Source organism: Streptosporangium sp. NPDC023615 (genome assembly GCF_040640155.1).
Taxonomy (GTDB): Bacteria; Actinomycetota; Actinomycetes; order Streptosporangiales; family Streptosporangiaceae; genus Streptosporangium.
In genome coordinates this window covers 14,858-30,962 of record NZ_JBFABE010000031.1, presented here as the reverse complement: position 1 = coordinate 30,962, position 16,105 = coordinate 14,858, and the positions used below count along the sequence as shown (strand labels likewise).

The following is a 16,105-nucleotide window of genomic DNA, read 5'->3' as shown; positions in this document are numbered from 1 at the left end:
TGGTCTCCACCCGGGGGACCCGGCTCCAGGCCGGAGGGTTGACGCTTCACGGATCGCTCCGCCGTACCGGCCGACGTGTGATCGGGGGTGGGCCACCCCCGTGACCACGGTCGAACCTGACTCGGGGCTCGCACCTCCGCATTGACCATCCCATTACGGGATACGGACGCCTCCTTGGCGTACCCGTCGGCCCGGCCGCCCATGCCGGCACCGTACGCGCCGGCGCCGGCCGTGATCTCATCGGCGGCGGCGCCAGTCGAGCCTGGCCGGGGGCGGGCCGAGATTGGGCGGCGCGTCCTCGAACGGGTTCGGCTCGTGCGCCTCCCGGGCCCGCCTCTCCTCGGCCCGGTCCAGCACGGCGTCCCTGATCTCGTCGAACTCGCCCAGCGTCGTCCTGGGGAAGGTCAGTATCGCCGGGTTGGCGTCGGCCAGACGGACCCTGCGGCCCTGGGCGGTGGCGTCGGTGACGATCACGGAGGTGGTGGGGAGCTGCTGGAGCTGGTGCGGCTCGACCAGGAACTCCCTGGAGCGGTGCAGCACCCGCTCGGTCTCCCCCATCGCCTTGGTCGCGCGACGGCCCCACTCGGTGGACTCGGTGATGTCCTCCTTGAGGTCGGCGGGGCCCGCCTCGCGGCCGTCCTCGCCCTCCTCGGCCTGACCGACCGTGGAGACGTAGCCGCCGTCCATGCCGGCCCCGGCGGCGCTGATCGTCTCGGTGAGCTGGGCGAGCTCCAGGCGGTGCTCGGTGCCGACGTGCTCGCTGGCGATCCGGGCGTCCTCGGCGTTGCCGAGCCGCATGAACGTCACCGCCGCGTGCCCGCGGCCGAGCCGTTCCCGCACGGTCGGGGTGAGCGAGCGGTAGGTGAGCACCAGGCCGGTCCTGGAGGTCTCGCAGGCGTCCATGAGCCGGTCCAGCACGTCGCCGCGGAGCTTGTCCGCGCCCGCCACGATGATCGTGTGGTACCAGGGGCGCTCGGAGGCGGGCGACTGGCGCAGGATGTGGGTGAGCGCGGTGGCCACGTAGGTGCCGAGGACCCGGTTGCCGAACACCCCCGCCTGGCGGTCCATCGACACGACCCGCAGCCGCGCGGGCGGCAGGCGCACCGCCTCGGAGCCGAGGGTCTCCAGCTTGCGCAGCTGCGACTCCAGCGCCCACGCCCGCTCGATCACCACCCGGTCGCTGACGCCGCGGCCGAACAGGGTGCCGATCCGCTCGAGCTGGCCGGCGGTGATCAGGCCGAACCGCAGGTCCTCACGGGGGTCGCCGACCTGGGCCAGGGCGCGCAGCGCCGCGGTGACCTGGTTGATCGTGGCGCTCTCTCCGAGGACCTCCAGGACGCGCTCCAGGATGGCGTTGTCGAACGACAGGTCCCTGGTCGTACGGTGCTCCTCGCTGACGCTCACCACGTGGGCGAGGACGTCGGCGAAGGCCTCGGGGGCCAGCGTGGCGCCCAGGTCGAGCCGGGGCAGGTCCACCGGGAGCACCCAGACCAGCGGGTCGTCGCCGCCCCTGCGCGCCAGCTCGATGAGGTCCTTGGCGACCGCGCCCTCGGACAGGTCCAGCACGGTCAGGTGGCCGCCGCTGTAGAGGCGGGTGGCGCCGAGCAGGGTGATCAGCGCCGACCAGCCGGGCAGCGTGCCCCCGGCGACGTCGATCCGGTCGATCTCGTCGGGCACGGCCACCGCGTACCAGGTGAGCTGGCGGTCGTGCCGCTCCTTCCTCTCCGCCCACTCGCGGTAGCGGGCGGCGTGCTCCTCCTGGGCGAGGAAGAGCTCCCTGTCGCGTTCCTCGCGCAGCCGGTCCCCGGCCGCCTCGCGCTCCCTGATGCGGTGGCGGACCGCCCGGTCGCCCTGGTGGACGGCGTAGCTGCAGAACGCCGCGATGCCCCCTGCGGCGATGACCCCGACGGCGGCGAACGACCAGCTCAGCATCTCGGTGACGCCCAGCACGAGGATCAGCGTCGCCAGCGCCGCCATGAACGTACGGACGATCTTGACGGGCCGGTTCAGCAGGTCCTCGTTCAGGCGCTCCCTGCGGATCCACTCGGGATCGACCGGCTCGGGGGGGTTCTCCAGGGGGGAGGGTCGCTTGGGAGCCGGACCCGGATCAGGGTGCAACAAGGCATACTGCCAGCCCAGGTAGATCCGGTCCGCCTGGAGCTGCGCATGCTCGGGATGCACGTCCGCCACGGAACCTCCGCCATCGGGCTCATCGGAAGCCTCGGAGACAGCGTAAGAGTTCGACCTCCCATTCGGGCAGCGTTCCCGCCAATCCGCTGCATTTTCCCCGGTTCAGCGTGACCCGTGGGAGAGGTGGGGCGGGTGGGACGAAGTCCCTTCCCGACGAACGGGGCTCGGCGTCCCGGGCTCCGCGTCCCGGGCTCGGCGTCCCGGGCTCCGCTTCCCAGGTTTCCCGCTCCGAGCCCCGCGCCCGGGTTCCGTGCCCCGGGCTCGGCGTCCGGGCCGGCGGTCGGGGCTTCCGCGTCCGGCCCGGTGGATGATGCTCGGCGCCGTCGCTGTTACAGGGACCATGAAGCGCATGGAGATCTGGGCCGACATGGCGTGCGCGTGGGCCTATGTCGGCAAGCGACGCCTGGAGAAGGCCGGGATCGGCGAGGACGTGGAGATCGTCTGGCGTCCGTACGTCATCGACCCGATGGCTCCGACACCGTCCCAGCCCCTGGAGGAGGCCCTTCGCGACCCGGTCGCCGAGGGCGCCCTGCGGGCCTGCCACCCCGTCCTGGCCCCGGCCGAGAACCGGGCCCGTGTCGCGCGCGTCGCCGCCGCCGAGCGGATCGGCGAGACGACCGCCGAGCGGACCGGCGAACCGGCCGCCGGGAGCACCGGCGAACCGGCCGGCGGCTCCGGGAGTCACGTCTCGCGGGAGGACGCGGACGGCACGCGGCGCTGGGGCGCGGTGTGGCGGGCGAACACGTTCGACGCCCACCGGGTGATCGCCCTCGCCTACGGGCTGGGCGGCGCGTCGCTGCAGGAGACGGTCGTCGAGCGGATCCTGCGTGCCCACTTCGTCGAGGGCGCCGACATCGCCGACCGCGCCACCCTGGCGGCGCTCGCCTCCGAGGCCGGCCTGCACGGCATGGCCGAGGCGCTGGAGCGCGGTGACGGCGCGGACGAGGTCCGCTCCGAGCTGCTGCGCGGCAAGGCCATCGGTGTCTCCACCTCGCCGACCTTCCTGGTGGGCGACACCGCGGTCGCGGGCGCGCAGCCCCCGGAGGTCCTCGCCGACCTGGCGCAGAACGCCGCTCCCGCCAGGGAGGTCCCCGACGAGGTCAGGTGGCTGCGCCAGGCCGAGGCGCTGCTGGGCGTCCGGGACCCGCTCGGCGCCCTGCGGACGCTGGAGCCGCTGCTGGCCGAGCACGGCGACGACTCCGCCGTACGCCTGCTGGCGGCTCGCGCCTACTTCGGCTCGGCTCAGCTCGGCCGGGCGCGGCGGACGCTGGAGTCGCTGCTGGAGCACGCCCCCGGGGACCACTACGCCCGCTTCCTGCTCGGCAGGACCCTGGAGCGCTCCGGCCGGCACGAGCAGGCGCTGCCGCACCTGCGCCTGGCGGCGGCCATGGCCCCCGAGCCCGACTACACCGACGCCCTGCGGCGGGTCGAGGACCGCCTGGCCGTCTGACCGATGACCGATCACGGGTCACACGGGTCACGGGTGACCGACCACCGACCACCGGTCGCCGGTCGCCGGTCGCCGGTCGCCGGGAAAGCCTGAAAGGTCCCGCATCGCGAAAGGACCGGTACCCCGCGCGGGGTACCGGTCCTTTCCGAAAGAGCGGCTCGGACCCGGCGGGTCAGACGCTGACGGCGAGCTGGGTGACCTCGCCCAGGCGCGCCTGGGCGGGGATGTCCTTGCTGACGCCACCGCCCGCGATGATGCGGACGGTCCAGTCACCGGGGGCGGCGAAGAAGCGGAAGACGCCGTCGTCCGACACCACCACCTCACCGGTGAACTCGCCGGCGTGGTCGAGCAGGCGGGCGTACGCCCTGCCCGCGCCCGAGACCACGCCCTGGATCACGGCCTGTCCCGCGAGGTCGATCCCGGCCGGAATCGCGGCCGTCTGTTCCGGTGCTGCGCATCCCTGAGTCATCAGCGTGCCTCTCCCAATTCGATCGGCACGCCGATCAGCGAGCCGTACTCGGTCCACGATCCGTCGTAGTTCTTGACGCTGGCCTGGTCGAGGATCTCGTGGAGGACGAACCACGAGTGCGCGGAGCGCTCCCCGATGCGGCAGTAGGCGATGGTGTCCTTGGTGAAGTCGATGCCCGCGCTCTCGTAGAGGGACGTGAGCTCCTCGTCCGACTTGAAGGTGCCGTCGTCGTTGGCGGTCTTCGACCAGGGGATGTTGCGGGCGGTGGGAACGTGGCCGCCGCGCTGCGCCGCCTCCTGCGGGAGGTGGGCCGGCGCGAGCAGCTTGCCGGTGAACTCGTCGGGCGAGCGCACGTCGACCAGGTTGAGCTTGCCGATCGCGGCGACGACGTCGTCGCGGAAGGCGCGGATGGACCGGTCCTGGTCCTTGGCCCGGTAGCTCGTCTCGGGGCGCGTGGTGACGTCCTTGACCAGCTCGCGGGACTCGAGCTCCCACTTCTTGCGGCCGCCGTCGAGGAGCTTGACGTTCTCGTGGCCGTAGAGCTTGAAGTACCAGTAGGCGTAGGCGGCGAACCAGTTGTTGTTGCCGCCGTAGAGGACGACGGTGTCGTCGTTGGCGATGCCCCGGGACGACAGCAGCGCCTGGAAGCCCTCGCGGTCGACGAAGTCACGACGGACCGGGTCCTGGAGGTCCTGCTTCCAGTCGATCTTCACGGCTCCACGGATGTGGCCCGTGTCGTACGCGCTGGCGTCCTCGTCCACTTCAACGAGTACGACACCGGGGGTGTCGAGGTTGGCCTCGACCCAGTCGGCGTCGACCAGGACGGCGGAGCGGCTCATTTTGATCCTCCGGGATCATCTTGCGGCGGGTGGTAGACGACGAATGATCAGGTACATCTCGCAGCCCAGGCAGAGCCCGAAAGCGGCGTTGAGAAAGGCGGCGAAGAGTGCCGCGGCGGTGGCGCCGAGGGCCAGCGGCGTGATCTGTGCGACGTATCCGACCAGGCCGACCAGGGCGAAGACGAGACCCACCGCCTGCGCGAAGCGCGGCGGCGAGGCGTCCTCCGTCTGACGGGGAGGACTTCTCACCAGCCCCCCGAAGACCATTCCGTACGGCGAGAGGCCGGCGACGCCCAGTGCGAACACCGCGGCCTGCGCGGCCAGCAGCCAGGCGCTGCCGGTGACCAGGACGAGTGCGAGCACGACGGCGGTGACGGCCGCGGCGAAACGGAGAGCTCGGGGATCGGCTTGCATCGCTTGATGCTCCTGAAGGGTCGTGCAGATCGGTGCGGCTCGGACGGCCGCTTGAGATCGCCCTTAGGAAACGCGACAGAGCGCGGTGGTCACGCGGCAGAAATCAACCGCGCGCCGCTTCGTGAGCAGCTCTGTCGTGGGGTTCATGCCCACGACATTACCCCGGCGTCCCGCCATCTGTCACATCCCTGTCCAATTTCTGAGACATGATCGCTCGATGGACGGTAGGGTGCGCCGTTCACCCGTCCACCGCCTCCCCCAGGGCGCCGATCACGTCCGCCTTCCTGGGCTGGCCCGAGGCACGCCGCACCACCCGGCCGGACGCGTCCAGCACCAGGACGGTGGGGGTCCGCAGGATGTTCAGCGACCGGACCAGATCCAGGCGGGACTCGGCGTCGACCTCCACGTGCGCGACGCCCGGCACCAGCCGGGCCACCTCGTCGAGGATCCGCCGGGTCGCCCGGCACGGCTGGCAGAAGGCGCTGGAGAACTGCACGAGGGTCGCCCGCTCCCCCAGCTCCACCCGCAGGTCACTCGCGGTGAGCCGTTCCACCCCGCCCCTCGCCTTCCGCACCGCGCCGTCGCGCCGCCGCAGCAGCACGCCCGCGAGCGTGGCCAGGGCGAGCGTGACGGCCAGCACCGTCCACCCGGTCATGACGAACGACAACGCGCCGGCCACCCCGCGCGATTCCCGCCGATCGGGGGCGCCGACCCTGAGCGGCACCCGTCCCGCCGCTCAGGGGGCGTCGACGGTGAGCACCACCCGTCCCTGGGCGGTGACGATCCGGAAGGAGGTGATGCGCTCGGGCGGGATCGTGGTCGTGGCCGTGAAGGCCTCCGGGACGCCGGTCCCCTGCCGGGTGGTCCCGGCGACGATCCAGCCGCCCGCCGTCTCCTCGAGGCCGCCGTCGCCGAGCACCCTCAGCCGGTAGCGGGTGCCCTCGGCCGCGCCGGTGAGCACGACCGTGAGGGCGGTGCCCTCCTGCCCGGCCCGCGCGGTCACCTCGGCGCGCACGGCGCCGCTCCGTCCCTCCCACCTCAGCGGCTCGTCCGGCGCGACCAGCGTCTCCGGCCCCGGCCCCGGCGACCGGCGTGCCGACGAGTACGGCGAGGACGACGAGGACGGTTGCGAGGGCGGGCCCTCCGCCCTCGCGTCGGCCTCGGGCGAGCCCGGGTCGCGCGGGTACGTCCCGCTCTCCGGGCCGCCGCCCCCGGCGGCCGGGTCCCGGTCGGCGGCCGGCTGCGGAGCGGAGGCCGCCATGCCGTCCGGCCCCCCGGACTGGGTCACGGCCCACAGGGTCCCCCCGCCGAGCCCGACCACCAGCACCGAGGCGGCCAGCGAGAGCATCAGCCGGGTCGTGCGGCGCCGCCTGGCACCGGCGCTGAGCAGCCGGTCGAGCACCGCCCCGGGCGGGCTCGCCACCTGCGCCACGTCGTCCTGGGACACCCTGCCGAGGAACGTGGCCACGTCGGCCAGTTCCTCCAGCTCCGCCCGGCAGCGGGCACACCCTGCCAGATGGGTCTCGACCAGGGCCTGCTCGTCGGGCTCCAGGGCGCCGAGGGCGTAGACCCCGAGCGACATCCGTACTTCGTCACAGGTCATGGTCATGGCGCGAGCCCCCGCTCCTCCAGCGCCAGCTTGAGCGCCCGAAGCGCGTAATACGTGCGCGATTTGACCGTCCCGGCGGGGATGCCGAGCGCGTCGGCGGCCTCCCGGACGGACTTGCCCTGGTAGTAGACCTCGGCCAGCACCTCGCGGTGCTCCGGCCTGAGCGCGGCGAGCGCCTCGGCCACCGCCCACGACTCCACGGCCTTGTCCAGCTCGTCCTCGGCGGGCACCACGGCGAGCGCCTCGTCACCCGTCTCCGGCGGGCGCGCGCTGCGCGCCCGGTGCTGGTCCACGACGAGGTTGCGGGCCACCGTGAACAGCCAGGCGCGGATGGATCGTCCGGTCAGCGCGTCCGGATGGCGCCAGGCCCGCAGCAGTGTCTCCTGCACGACGTCCTCCGCCCTTCCCGAGTCTCCCGTCAGCCGCAGCACGTAGCCGTAGAGCGGCCCGCCGTGTTCGTCGAAGAGTGCCCTGACGAGCTGCTCGTCGGCGGTTCCGGCTTGGCTCACACCCTCACGACGTACGGCGGGGCGATCCGGTTCAGACACGGGACGACGCGTTCAGCCGCGCAGGGGCACGTCCGAGGCCGTCCCCGAGATGCGCAGCCCTTCCGGGACGGTGCGGACGTCGGTCAGTTTGAGGTTGTAGGGCAGCTTCCCGATCGGGACGCGGTAGCTGAGGAACCGCTCGGGATCGGGCACCGCGATGCCGCCGCCCAGGGTCACCTTCTCGGGGACGAGCTGCAGGCCGCCCTCGACGACCCGCACCTTCATGGTCGCCTCGGCGGGCACCCGCCGCCCCAGCACCGTGATCTCCCCCTTCACCGCGAGCGCGCCGCCCGCGACACTGACCTTCATCCCCTGGGGTGCCCGCTGGTTGAGCGTCGCCACCGGCACCACCACCGCCCCCTCCACCCGCTCGGCCCGCATGTCGACCTGCTGGGGGTTCATGACGAGGTCCTCCAGCCGCGCGGTGACGCCGCGCAGGGTGAAGTCGACGCTGGAGAGCGCGATGCCCGAGATCGTCATCTCGCCCGCGGCGACGTCGACCCTCTCGTAGCGGCCGGCGATCGCCTGGGTGAGGAAGGGGATGCCCTCGATGGTGACCTCGGGCGGGACGGACAGGTCGTACTTGGCCGCCGCCTGCGTGGCGATCTCGCGCTGCACCCCGGTGACCGCCACCCGGTCCAGTACCGCGACGACGACGAGAAGCAGGACCAGAAAAGCGATGAGCTTACGCATCCGACTCCCTGTTCACTCCGCGGCTTCCGGGGGTGAGGCCGTGGGCATGCTCTCCCCCGGCCATCCTGTCCGAAACGGCGCGCGGGTGGTAGCTCCCCGGCCCGGTCACCCTCCGGTCTCCCGCCGGCCCCCGCGCCACCCGCCGGCACCCTCGCCCCCCGCGCCCCTCGGTCCTCCTCAGCCTCCCGCGAAGGGGGGCAGCACCTCCACCGTCGCCCCGTCCGCCAGGACGACCGTCCCGTGGGCCCGCAGGCCCACCGGCGCCCCGTCGACCAGGAACGACGACCGTCTCACCACGTGAGCCAACGCGTCTCGCCCCGATGTGATTTTGGTCATCAACTCGGCAAGCGTGGCGGCCTCGAACGGCTCCTCGGCCACGCCCGCCGCCTCCTTGGCCGCCGCCCAGTACCTGACAATGCCCGTCGCCATCTGTGAATCGTCTCCTCGTCGACACGCGCGGTGACGGCGCCGTTACGGCGAATTCACCTGGAGAACCGGTGTTCACCAGGTGGACGTTCGCTGGACGCCTCACCCCCGTGGGTTATCCTCACCTACTACGGGACCTGGGCAACGTAGCCCCCGGGTCCTTACGTGTTTGTACGGCCAATCGCCGGCTGACGCGGGAAGGAGACATCGTGAGCAATCTCCTGCTGCTCACCAACGCCCTTGAGCCCTCGACCGAGGTGCTCCCGGCGCTGGGACTGCTGCTGCACTCCGTGCGGGTGTCACCGGCGGAGGCGTCCGCCCTGCTCGACGCCCCGCCCGCCGACGCGATCCTGGTGGACGCGCGCCGCGAGCTCGTCCAGGCCAAGAGCCTGTGCCGGCTGCTGCGGACCACGGGCGTGGCCTGCCCCCTGGTCGTGATCGTCACCGAGGGCGGCCTGGCCGGGCTGACCGCGGAGTGGGGTGCCGACGACGTCATCCTCGACACCGCCGGCCCCGCCGAGGTCGAGGCACGGCTCCGGATGGCCGTGGGCAGGCTCAGCCTCTCCGCCGCCGAGGACGTGCCCGACGAGATCCGCAACGGCGACCTCTCCATCGACGAGGCCACCTACACCGCCCGCCTCCGCGGCCGCGCCCTGGACCTGACCTTCAAGGAGTTCGAGCTCCTGAAGTACCTGGCGCAGCACCCGGGGAGGGTCTTCACCCGCGCCCAGCTCCTCCAGGAGGTCTGGGGGTACGACTACTTCGGCGGCACCCGCACCGTGGACGTCCACGTCCGGCGGCTCCGCGCCAAGCTCGGCGCCGAGTACGAGGCGCTGATCGGCACCGTCCGCAACGTCGGGTACCGGTTCGTGCCCGAGCGCGGCAACGAGCCCGTCGACGAGCGCGAGCCCGCCCACAACTAGCGGCCGGCCCACGGTCGCCTCGCCCGTCCTCGCCCGTCCTCGCCCGTCCCCGTACCGCCCGCCGGTCCGCCGCGCGGCCGGTCCCGGCCCCGTGCCGTCCTCGTGCCGTCCTCGCGCTGTTCCCCATGCCGTCCTCGTGCCCGCCCGGGGGCTCCGCCCGGCGGGACGTACGGCGCGGGACGTACGGCGTGCCGCCCTCCCGTGACACATGACGAGGCCCGCCGGAGGTGTCCGGCGGGCCTCGTCCGCGTCGGGTCCCGCCGGGGTTACGGAACGACCGTGATGTGGCCGGGGACCGGCGGGGCGATCGTCGGGTTCGCCGCGAAGTAGGCGGTGAACGCGTCGATGTCCAGCGGGCCGCTCCACAGGTCGGTGCCGTCCCTGAAGGCGAGGAACGCGTCCCCGCCTCCGACCAGGAAGTTGTTGGCCGCCACCCTGATCGTCTGCGTGTCCGTCACGGCGACGCCGTCGATCCTCATGTCGGAGACCTTCGACCCCCACGGCGCGCTCGCGCTGTAGGTGTAGGTGAAGTTCGACGACGGCTGCAGGATCTTGGTGAACGCCTGGGCGTTGGGCCCGCCGGTGAACTGCTGCTCCAGCACGGTCCTGAGCTGGGCTCCGGTGAGCGTGACCACCTGCATGAGGTTGTTGAACGGCTGCACGGTGAACGCCTCGCCGTACGTCACCACGCCGTCCCCCTCACCCGCGGCCGAGCCCGCGTAGGTCAGGGTGGCCCGCACGCCGCCGGGATTCATCAGGGCGATCTGGGCGTTTCCACCGGTCCTCGTCGCGGCGAGCTGGGCGTCGGCGATGAGGTTGCCCAGCGGGGACTCCCCGGAGGCCACCGCGGTGTTGGTGATGTCCGCGGTGATCCTGCCGATCGGCCTGTTGGCCACCGGCGCGACGCGGTCCTTCCACGTCTGGACGAACGCGGTGATCTCCGGGTCGGGGGTGACGGTCCTGGTCACGACCTGGTTGTCGGCCACCACCGTGGAGCGCACCACGTCACGGGTCCTGACGTCCACCTGGAAGTCGACCTTGGTGATGACGCGGCCGAAGGAACCGCCCTGGCTGTACAGGCGCTTGGCGCCCTTGGGGTCGGACACCGTGCACAGGTAGGCCTGGTGCGAGTGGCCGCTGAGGATCATGTCGATCTCGGCGTCCACCTGCGTGGCGATCCGGTTGCCCGCGCCCGGCTGGGCGCTGCAGGCGTCCGGCGACTGGCCGGCGGTGACCTGGTCGCCCTCGTGCACCAGCACGACCTGGGCCTTGATGCCGACGATCCTGAGGAGCCTGGACGCGACGTTGGCGGCCTTGACCTCGTCGATGAACTCCAGGTCCTTGATGCCCTCGGAGGTGACGATGCTCGGGGTGGTCCGGGTGACCAGGCCGATGAAGCCGATCGGCACGCCGTTCATCCAGCGGATCGCGACCGGGGGCAGCGCGGGGATGCCGTACTCCTTGAGCAGGCCGCGCAGCGCGCCGGTGTTCGTGCCGCCGAGGGCCTCCAGCGCCTGCTTCTCCGCGTTCCGCGTCGGCCGCTTGAAGATCACGTTCGCGCCGAGGTAGCTGAACTTCGCGCCCTTCCACACGCCCGCGGGCGAGCAGCCGTCCACCGGGTGGCAGCCGCCGTTCATGATGCGCCGGAGCTCGGCGTACCCCTCGTCGAACTCGTGGTTGCCCACGGCGGAGGCGGTGACACCGATCTTGCCGAGGAACTCCACCGACGGCTCGTCGTGGTAGGCCGCGGAGATCAGGGGGGTGGCGCCGATCAGGTCGCCCTGGGCGACCTTGAGGGTGTTCCTGTCGGACATCTGCTTGAGGTGCGTGGCGGCGTACGCGGCGCCGCCCGCCTCGACGGTGGCTCCGGTCTCGTCGACCATGCGGCCGGACGACCCGGACGGAGGCTCGAGATTGCCGTGGAAGTCGTTGAGGGAGAGCAGGCGGACCGGCACCGTCTTGGCGGGTTTGACGGGCTTCTTGCCCGCCTCGGCCGGTCCCATCGCGAGCACCAGACCGGCACCGGCGAGCACGCCCGCCATCGCCAGCCGCTGGAAGGAACGAGACATCATGAACCATGACACTAGGGGGACCGTCTGACCATGGAACGTCCGAGAGATAACGATTCACCGGACCGGTAGCTGGCGGCTTTTGCCAGTCTCCCTCACCGGCCCCTTTCGCCGGTCTCCTCCGCGGTCCCCTTTCCGTCACCTTCTTGCGGCGGCCCCCTTTCCACCGGCCTCTTTCGCCGGCCTCCCCGCCCTGTCGCCCACCGTCACCCTCTCTTACCGTCCGTCACCTCGGGTGTCCCCGGTATCCCCGGTGGCTTTGGTGGCTTTGGTGGCTTTGGTGGCCGCCTCCGCCGCCGCGCCGTCGTCGCCGTCCACGGACCGCCGTTCCCGCCGCCGCGCCGTCGTCGCCGTCCCCGCCGTCCCCGCGGTCGTCGCGCCCGCCTAGAGTCCACATCATGAACGCGCGTGTGAAACACCGGGGAACGCTCGGCGGCGCCGAGGTGGCCGCGATCCTCGAGGTGGCGGAGGCGGCCACCGAGGCCGACGGGGTCGGGCCGCTCAACGAACAGGCCCTGCTGCACCTGCGCTACGGCGGGGACGAACGGATCGGGGCGGTACTCCTGTACGCCGGGGACGACCTGGTGGGGTACGCGCACGTGGACCCGGCCGATCCCGTCGAGGGCCCGGTCGGGGAACTGGTCGTCCATCCCGCCTTCCGCCGGCGGGGGTACGGGGCCCACCTGCTGCGGGCCGCGCTCGACCGGGCCGGCGGGCGCCTGCGCCTGTGGGCGCACGGCGGACACCCGGCGGCCGAGGCGCTCGCCCGGTCGGCGCAGTTCGAGAGGGTCAGATCGCTGTGGCGGATGCGCCGCCCCCTGGCCGGCGACCTGCCCGGCTTCGAGCTCCCCGAGGGCGTGCGCCTGCGCACGTTCCAGCCCGGCGGTTCCGACCGGGAGGCGTGGCTGGCGCTCAACGCCAGGGCCTTCGCCCACCACCCCGAGCAGGGCGCGTGGACGATCGAGGACCTGAGGCTGCGCGAGCGGGAACCGTGGTTCGACCCGGCCGGCTTCTTCCTCGCCGTACGGCAGGACGGCCCCGACGGCGGCGACCGGCCGGTGGGCTTCCACTGGACCAAGGTGCACGACGACGGCGACCACGCCAACGAGCCGATCGGCGAGGTGTACGTGGTCGGCGTCGACCCCGCCGAGCAGGGCGGCGGCCTGGGCCGGTCGCTGACCCTGGCGGGCCTGGAGTACCTGCGATCACGGGGACTGAGCCAGGTGATGCTGTACGTGGACGAGAGCAACCCCGCCGCGATCCGCCTCTACGAGAAGCTCGGCTTCACCCGGTGGGACGTCGACGTGATGTACCGCCGATAGCCCCGCCCGGGGCGCGGCGGCGGCGTGCCGGCGGTGGACCCGTGCCGCCCGCCCCGCGGCCCCGCGGTGACGAAACGCCGGCCGGGATCTTCCCGGCCGGCGTTCCCGCACGGTCGTCGGCGCGGACGCCCGCGATGCGGCGTGCCCGTCCTGCCGTGCCCCGTCCCGTCTCTCGCGGCCGGCTACTCGACCATCCAGTGGAGGGCGAAGTAGGACAGCACGGCGACCAGCGCAGCCGCCGGGATCGTCAGGATCCAGGCGGTCACGATGTTGCCCGCCACGCCCCAGCGCACGGCCGACAGGCGCTTGGTGGCGCCGACGCCCATGATGGCGCTGGTGATCGTGTGGGTCGTCGAGATGGGGGCGCCGAAGCCGATGGCCGCGGTGTAGAGCACGGTCGCCGCAGCGGCCTCCGCCGCGAACCCCTGCGGCGGGTCGAGCGCGATGATCCGGCGGCCCAGCGTCCGCATGATCCGCCATCCGCCCGCGTACGTACCGAGCGAGATGGCCGTGGCGGCCGCGAGGATGACCCACTGCGGGATCGGGTCACCCTGGCTCTGGTAACCGCCGACCACGAGGGCCAGGAAGATGACGCCCATGGTCTTCTGCGCGTCCTGCAGACCGTGGCCCAGGGCCATGGCCGCCGCGGAGACGATCTGCGCGTGCCGGAACCCGCGGTTGGTCTTCGCGGGCTGGGACCTGCGGAACCCCCACAGGATGCCGATCATGACGAGACCGGCGAGGCTGAAGCCGATCAGCGGGGAGAGGATCATCGGGATGACGACCTTCTCCACCACCCCGTCCCAGTGGACGGTGCTCGCCGAGGCGACCGCGGAGCCGACCAGGCCACCGATCAGCGCGTGGCTGCTGGAGGAGGGGAGACCGAAGTACCACGTGACGAGGTTCCAGGTGATCGCGCCGATCAGGCCGGCCCCCACGATGACGAGACCGTGGCTGCCGCTCGGGGCGTCGATGATGCCACTGCCGACCGTGGCGGCCACCTGTGTACCGAGATGCGCACCCAGGAAGTTCATGGCCGCGGCCATGAACAGCGCGGCCCTCGGCGTCAGCGCGCGCGTCGAGACGCAGGTCGCGATCGCGTTCGCGGCGTCGTGGAAGCCGTTGGTGTAGTCGAACACCAGCGCCACGACCACCACGCCGATGACGAGTGCGAGCGTGAGATCCACTTAGCTTTCCTTGACCGCGATCGACTCGATCGTGTTGGCCACGTGCTCGAAGGCGTCGGCGGCCATCTCGAGCTGGTCGATGACCTCCTTCATCTTGAGGACGGTCAACGCGTCGTACTCCCCGCCGAAGAGCTTGGCGAGAAGGCGGCGGTAGACCTGGTCGGCCTGGTTCTCCAGCCGGTTGATCTCGATCCAGTACTCGTTCAGGTTCTTCATGGAGCGCAGCCTCGGCATGGCCTCGGCGGTGAGCTCGGCGGCGCGTTCCAGGACCTCCACCTGCCGGACGACCTCCTTGGGAAGGTGGTCGATCTGGTACAGGACGATGAGGTCGGCGGCCGCCTCCATGTAGTCCATGACGTCGTCGAGGTTCGAGGCGAGGCGGTAGATGTCCTCGCGGTCGAAGGGGGTGATGAAGCTCTCGTTGAGCCGGTTCATGATCGCGTGAGTACGCTCGTCACCGGCGTGCTCACATGCGCGCATTTTCTCGGCCAGGGCTTCCCGGTCCGATCCGTCACTGATGATCTCTACCAGCAGACGGGACGCTGTGACGAGGTTGTTCGCCGAGTCGGCGAACAAGTCGTAGTAGCTGTCCTCACTCGGTGTGAGACGCAGGCGCACGTCGTTCTCCAGATGTGCGGGGATGGTCCGCAGAGAAGGGTACGGGTTACCAGCGGAAATGCGAACTTCACCCGCTAGACACGCGCTCTTCCTCATGTCGCTACCCGGCGCATACCCGGAGACACTCGGCTTGAGGCAGCCTTGAGGGCAACTTTCCGTGACCGTTTTGCTGGTTTTCGGCCACATTATGCCGAAGCCAGGTCACATATGGGACTCTCTCCGGCAAGACCGTCCGGCACGTCGCCCACGGTCTTCTCCCGGATGCCCGATTTCAGCGGGTATGACGAGATCCACAGAGGTCGGCCGGGGTCCGCGGCCCTGGCCGACGATCAGGGTGATTTCCATCACGAACCGTCACCCCGCCGCGTCGGGCCCCCTCACGCCGGGCCTGCCGGCCCGCTCCACCGGCCCTCGGCCCTCGGTCACCGAGCGTCGCCCCCTGGCCACCACCCCTCGGTCGCCGACTTTCGGCCGCACCGGATCCGGTGACGCTCAGATGGGCCTCCGGCGGAAGTCCGGGCACGTGACGCTCAGATGGGCGTCCGATGGAAGTTCAGGTACGAACGGCTCGGCGTCGGCCCCCGCTGCCCCTGGTAGCGCGACCCGTACTTCTCCGAGCCGTAGGGGTACTCGGCCGGAGAACTCAGCCTGAACAGGCAGAGCTGCCCGATCTTCATGCCCGGCCAGAGCTTGATCGGCAACGTCGCGACGTTGGAGAGTTCGAGCGTGACGTGCCCGCTGAACCCCGGGTCGATGAACCCCGCCGTGGAGTGGGTGAGCAGGCCCAGCCTGCCCAGCGAGCTCTTGCCCTCCAGCCGCGACGCGAGGTCGTCCGGCAGCGTGACGACCTCGTACGTGCTGGCCAGCACGAACTCCCCCGGATGCAGGATGAACGGCTCGCCCTGGTCCGGCTCCACCATCCGCGTCAGATCGGGCTGCTCGACCGCCGGATCGATGTGCGGGTACCGATGGTTCTCGAAGACCCTGAAGTAACGGTCCAGGCGCACGTCAACGCTGGAGGGCTGGATCATCTCCGGCTCGAAGGGGTCGATCCTGACCCTTCCGGCCTCGATCTCCGCGGCGATGTCACGATCGGAAAGCAGCACGTGAGGCAACCTACCAACGCCGCGCCACCCGGGCGGCGGCGCTCTCGCACCTCGGGATGCCGAGAATCTCGTCCCGGGGAGGTCCAGAGCCTCCCGAGTTTCCGCTAGAGTGGTCACGCGGCACGCCGCACGCGGGTGTAGTTCAATGGCAGAACATCAGCTTCCCAAGCTGACAGCGCGGGTTCGATTCCCGTCACCCGCTCCACTCACAAAGGCCCAGGTCAGGATGCGAATCCGAACCG

At 71.5% G+C, this 16,105-nt stretch carries 17 protein-coding genes and 1 tRNA gene; 4 read left to right on the top strand and 14 right to left on the bottom strand.

Going from position 1 to position 16,105, the window contains the following annotated elements:
- Window positions 1-237: 237 nt before the first annotated feature.
- The gene (locus tag AB0G16_RS21795; RefSeq protein WP_362807636.1) at window positions 238-2,190 is read right to left on the bottom strand and encodes a hypothetical protein; all 1,953 of its coding nucleotides are present in this window, start codon (window positions 2,188-2,190) and stop codon (window positions 238-240) included.
- Between the two features lie 349 nt (window positions 2,191-2,539).
- On the opposite strand from AB0G16_RS21795, the gene AB0G16_RS21790 reads away from it, so the two are divergent.
- Entirely contained in the window at window positions 2,540-3,640 is a 1,101-nt protein-coding gene (locus AB0G16_RS21790; protein ID WP_362807633.1) for a DsbA family protein, read from the top strand.
- 172 nt (window positions 3,641-3,812) lie between these two features.
- On the opposite strand, the gene AB0G16_RS21785 is transcribed toward AB0G16_RS21790, so the two are convergent.
- The 9 genes from AB0G16_RS21785 to AB0G16_RS21745 form a co-directional block, all read right to left on the bottom strand.
- Window positions 3,813-4,109, bottom strand: a complete 297-nt coding sequence (locus AB0G16_RS21785; RefSeq protein WP_362807631.1) for a DUF1416 domain-containing protein — start codon at window positions 4,107-4,109, stop codon at window positions 3,813-3,815.
- A complete protein-coding gene (locus tag AB0G16_RS21780; protein WP_362807628.1) occupies window positions 4,109-4,948 on the bottom strand; it encodes a sulfurtransferase in 840 nt (279 codons plus the stop codon). The genes AB0G16_RS21785 and AB0G16_RS21780 overlap by 1 nt, the downstream gene beginning before the upstream one ends.
- Window positions 4,949-4,963: 15 nt before the next feature.
- Window positions 4,964-5,362 carry a DUF4395 domain-containing protein gene (locus AB0G16_RS21775; protein WP_362807625.1) on the bottom strand — a complete coding sequence of 133 codons (399 nt, stop codon included), beginning with the start codon at window positions 5,360-5,362 and terminating at the stop codon, window positions 4,964-4,966.
- 63 nt (window positions 5,363-5,425) lie between these two features.
- Window positions 5,426-5,509 carry a putative leader peptide gene (locus tag AB0G16_RS21770; protein ID WP_362807785.1) on the bottom strand — a complete coding sequence of 28 codons (84 nt, stop codon included), beginning with the start codon at window positions 5,507-5,509 and terminating at the stop codon, window positions 5,426-5,428.
- A gap of 91 nt (window positions 5,510-5,600) precedes the next feature.
- Window positions 5,601-6,017 carry a thioredoxin family protein gene (locus AB0G16_RS21765; RefSeq protein ID WP_362807781.1) on the bottom strand — a complete coding sequence of 139 codons (417 nt, stop codon included), beginning with the start codon at window positions 6,015-6,017 and terminating at the stop codon, window positions 5,601-5,603.
- A gap of 81 nt (window positions 6,018-6,098) precedes the next feature.
- The gene (locus tag AB0G16_RS21760; RefSeq protein WP_362807621.1) at window positions 6,099-6,971 is read right to left on the bottom strand and encodes a zf-HC2 domain-containing protein; all 873 of its coding nucleotides are present in this window, start codon (window positions 6,969-6,971) and stop codon (window positions 6,099-6,101) included.
- The gene (locus AB0G16_RS21755) at window positions 6,968-7,480 is read right to left on the bottom strand and encodes a sigma-70 family RNA polymerase sigma factor (RefSeq protein WP_362807618.1); all 513 of its coding nucleotides are present in this window, start codon (window positions 7,478-7,480) and stop codon (window positions 6,968-6,970) included. The genes AB0G16_RS21760 and AB0G16_RS21755 overlap by 4 nt, the downstream gene beginning before the upstream one ends.
- Window positions 7,481-7,531: 51 nt before the next feature.
- Window positions 7,532-8,212: a DUF2993 domain-containing protein gene (locus AB0G16_RS21750; protein ID WP_362807615.1), complete on the bottom strand. Its 681-nt coding sequence runs from the start codon at window positions 8,210-8,212 to the stop codon at window positions 7,532-7,534.
- 177 nt (window positions 8,213-8,389) lie between these two features.
- The gene (locus AB0G16_RS21745) at window positions 8,390-8,641 is read right to left on the bottom strand and encodes a MoaD/ThiS family protein (protein WP_362807612.1); all 252 of its coding nucleotides are present in this window, start codon (window positions 8,639-8,641) and stop codon (window positions 8,390-8,392) included.
- Window positions 8,642-8,847: 206 nt separating this feature from the next.
- On the opposite strand from AB0G16_RS21745, the gene AB0G16_RS21740 reads away from it, so the two are divergent.
- Window positions 8,848-9,561, top strand: a complete 714-nt coding sequence (locus AB0G16_RS21740) for a response regulator transcription factor (protein WP_362807609.1) — start codon at window positions 8,848-8,850, stop codon at window positions 9,559-9,561.
- 266 nt (window positions 9,562-9,827) lie between these two features.
- Here AB0G16_RS21740 and AB0G16_RS21735 read toward each other — a convergent pair whose 3' ends face one another.
- The gene (locus AB0G16_RS21735; protein WP_362807606.1) at window positions 9,828-11,633 is read right to left on the bottom strand and encodes a bifunctional metallophosphatase/5'-nucleotidase; all 1,806 of its coding nucleotides are present in this window, start codon (window positions 11,631-11,633) and stop codon (window positions 9,828-9,830) included.
- 395 nt (window positions 11,634-12,028) lie between these two features.
- On the opposite strand from AB0G16_RS21735, the gene mshD reads away from it, so the two are divergent.
- Complete coding sequence (mshD, locus tag AB0G16_RS21730; RefSeq protein WP_362807603.1) at window positions 12,029-12,952, top strand: mycothiol synthase; 924 nt, start codon at window positions 12,029-12,031, stop codon at window positions 12,950-12,952.
- A 182-nt stretch (window positions 12,953-13,134) separates the two neighbouring features.
- Here mshD and AB0G16_RS21725 read toward each other — a convergent pair whose 3' ends face one another.
- The 3 genes from AB0G16_RS21725 to dcd form a co-directional block, all read right to left on the bottom strand.
- Window positions 13,135-14,139, bottom strand: a complete 1,005-nt coding sequence (locus tag AB0G16_RS21725) for an inorganic phosphate transporter (protein ID WP_362807600.1) — start codon at window positions 14,137-14,139, stop codon at window positions 13,135-13,137.
- Window positions 14,140-14,757: a DUF47 family protein gene (locus AB0G16_RS21720; protein ID WP_030924556.1), complete on the bottom strand. Its 618-nt coding sequence runs from the start codon at window positions 14,755-14,757 to the stop codon at window positions 14,140-14,142.
- A gap of 530 nt (window positions 14,758-15,287) precedes the next feature.
- Window positions 15,288-15,863: a dCTP deaminase gene (gene dcd / locus AB0G16_RS21715; protein WP_362807597.1), complete on the bottom strand. Its 576-nt coding sequence runs from the start codon at window positions 15,861-15,863 to the stop codon at window positions 15,288-15,290.
- A gap of 131 nt (window positions 15,864-15,994) precedes the next feature.
- On the opposite strand from dcd, the gene AB0G16_RS21710 reads away from it, so the two are divergent.
- Window positions 15,995-16,068, top strand: a tRNA-Gly gene (locus tag AB0G16_RS21710).
- Window positions 16,069-16,105 lie beyond the last annotated feature (37 nt).